Source organism: Streptomyces thermospinosisporus (genome assembly GCF_039526425.1).
Lineage (GTDB): Bacteria > Actinomycetota > Actinomycetes > Streptomycetales > Streptomycetaceae > Streptomyces > Streptomyces thermocarboxydovorans.
This window is the reverse complement of the sequence record NZ_BAAAIZ010000122.1, coordinates 1-2,265: the sequence shown is the minus strand read 5'-3', so window position 1 is coordinate 2,265 and position 2,265 is coordinate 1. Positions and strand designations below refer to the sequence as shown.

Annotated in this window: 3 protein-coding genes; 1 reads left to right on the top strand and 2 read right to left on the bottom strand. The window is 59.2% G+C overall.

Annotated elements, in window-relative coordinates; genetic code table 11:
* On the top strand, positions 1-127 hold a 127-nt coding region (locus ABD207_RS32245; RefSeq protein ID WP_425580871.1), incomplete at its 5' end, for a GntR family transcriptional regulator.
* A gap of 326 nt (positions 128-453) precedes the next feature.
* Here the strand turns inward: ABD207_RS32245 and ABD207_RS30100 are convergent.
* Positions 454-1,242: a hypothetical protein gene (locus tag ABD207_RS30100; RefSeq protein WP_344016436.1), complete on the bottom strand. Its 789-nt coding sequence runs from the start codon at positions 1,240-1,242 to the stop codon at positions 454-456.
* A gap of 96 nt (positions 1,243-1,338) precedes the next feature.
* On the bottom strand, positions 1,339-1,527 hold the full coding sequence (locus tag ABD207_RS30095; RefSeq protein ID WP_344016435.1) for a hypothetical protein: 189 nt from the start codon (positions 1,525-1,527) through the stop codon (positions 1,339-1,341).
* Positions 1,528-2,265 lie beyond the last annotated feature (738 nt).

The window sequence follows — 2,265 nt, the reverse complement described above, 5'->3', positions numbered from 1 at the left end:
GTTTTCACGATGCACACCGCCCAATGAGTTCGGGGTAGCCCCTTCAACCGTGGCCAAGGCTCTCAGGCATCTCAAGGAACGGGGTCTCGTTTCTGCCTCCCCTGGTTGGGGAACGTTCGTCGCCTGACAATCCATCCATGTCATTGCATGGGGCATCCATGTCTTTGTGTCTGCGCCGGCTCACGGCTGCATGAATCTTTGCCTGCATGCATGGAGGGGGTAATGGGATGGGAATGCACAAGGGGACCCGCCGGGAGGGCCGTTCTTCGACCATGTACGAGTTTTCAAGTTTTCGGGGTGATTTGAAACACAAAAAGGATGGGGGCCCCGGCACATGCCCAATGCCGGGGCCCCCTGTTGTGAGGTAATGCACCTGTCTGTTGAAATGAGACCCCAGACAGTTGTAGCAGGGCCGGCTAGCCCTGCCATTCCCTGAGTATTTCCCAGGGAAATCTAGCTGTTGTACTTGCCAGGGCGCCAAACCGTAGTGCTTTCCGCACGGGGGTCAAGGCTCCTGTGACCGTGCTCCCAAGGAGTCTTCTCCTCATTGTGGGGATTCACAAACTCCTCAAGGTCAATCATCTCCACATTGAATGCGCCAGCGCCAACCAGACCAAGGGAAAAGGCTCCTTCATAGGAGAGCTTTCCATTCCCCTCAATGTCCCAGGCGTACAGATACTTGTCATCCTGGCCCACCAAGCCGCGGAACCGAGCATCGCTCACCGCACCGCCGGTCACGTACTGCATGAAGCGCCTGATGTGGCCACTGAGTGCGGCCTGGGCCATCTGGGCAGCTTCAAGGGCCTTCTCGTACTCCTGCTTGGCCTTGGTGGCGTCATCCATGGCCTGTCGAGCCAGGGCCGGGAGTTCCTCGGCTACAGCAGCCTCGGCCTCAGCCTCGGCAGTCTCCATGGCCTTCTTGAGAAGAGGCTCAGTTCGCTTGTACTCCTCAATCCGCTTCAGTACCGGGGCCAGGAACTCATCCCTGTCGGCCAGGGGCTTGCCCTCGGCCAGTGCCTTTGCGTCAAGTTCCTTGAGTTCCTTCTCAGCCTTCACCAGAGCCGGCGGCTTGAGGTTCTGAGGGCCCCGGACAGTCGAGTAAGGCTTGGGCGGAGCAAACTCCCGGTTCTCGGCCACGTGCTTGTTGTACCGTGCCATGGCATCCTCGTACGCCTTTACCTTCTTGTTGGCCTTGGCAGAAAGCTTGACTCCATCGAGAGGGACTCCAGAGATATTACGCATAGAAGGTCTCCTTGACAGCTCGGTTCATGGCATGGTCAGCAATGGCAACGGCAACGAATATGGCAATCTCAAAAAGCAGTGCAGCCCATCCCAGCATCACTCACCGCCGTACATGAGGGAGTCGAGCCGGCCCTGAGCACGGGCCTCGCAAATCTCCTGCCAGGTCATCCCGTTGAGCTGCTCCCTGGTCAGTTGTCCATTGTCCTTCTCCTGCTGCTGCATACGGCGCTGCACCTCGATCTCAACCAGGTAAGCAATGTCAGCAGGGCTAAGTTCGTTTGTCATGGGATCTCCTAAGTGATGGCCTGCCATTACTGTCAAGCGGCCTTGAGGACGGACAGGTAACGCGCACCGGTGCGCTCAGAGACCTTGAACCATTCGGCCAGGGCCTTGGCAGTGACCTTCTGTCCAGTGGCGTCAAGGTTCATTGCAGCGTCACGGATAGCTTGGAGGCTAGGACGCCGAGAAGGCGCCTTAGAGCGGCTTACAAGACACTCCTTGGCCTTTTCCTTCTTGGGCTTGTCAGAGGCGCTCAGAGGCGCCTCTACGGCCTTCTCAGGCTCCTTCTCAGCCTTGCCAGGGCTCACAGGCTCGCCCTTGGGAACAACGGCCAGATGGAGAAGATGAGCCGCGGCAATGCTCGGGACCGAGGAAACGGCAGTGATGAGCCAGGGCCCAGAGCTGATATGCCCTGCGGAGAGCAGGTGTGCAGTCACCTGAGCCGAGAGAGCAAACCCGAGGGCCAGTCCTGCGCCCAGAATGGCACTGAGCCGGCCCCGGACACCCTTGGGGCGAGTAGCAGCAACCGTTGCTGCGCATGCTGCATACAGGCTGAGCACAAAGGGCGCTAGGTACTCGGTGCCTCCGGTGAATCCCGCGGCACGGCTGAGACTGATTTCTGCCGGGGCGGACATCAGAAGAGAGGCCGCTAGAACCAGAGGCCGCCCCACAATCGTTGCGGCCTTAACCTCGCGCTTTCATGAAGCGGGCTGTCCGGCAGGCGGTCAGGAAAGCAGAAAGTGC

Coding starts and splice junctions, on each gene's coding strand:
- ABD207_RS30100 (WP_344016436.1), bottom strand. CDS start 1,242: ATGCGTAATATCTCTGGAGTCCCTCTCGATGGAGTCAAGCTTTCTGCC.
- ABD207_RS30095 (WP_344016435.1), bottom strand. CDS start 1,527: ATGACAAACGAACTTAGCCCTGCTGACATTGCTTACCTGGTTGAGATC.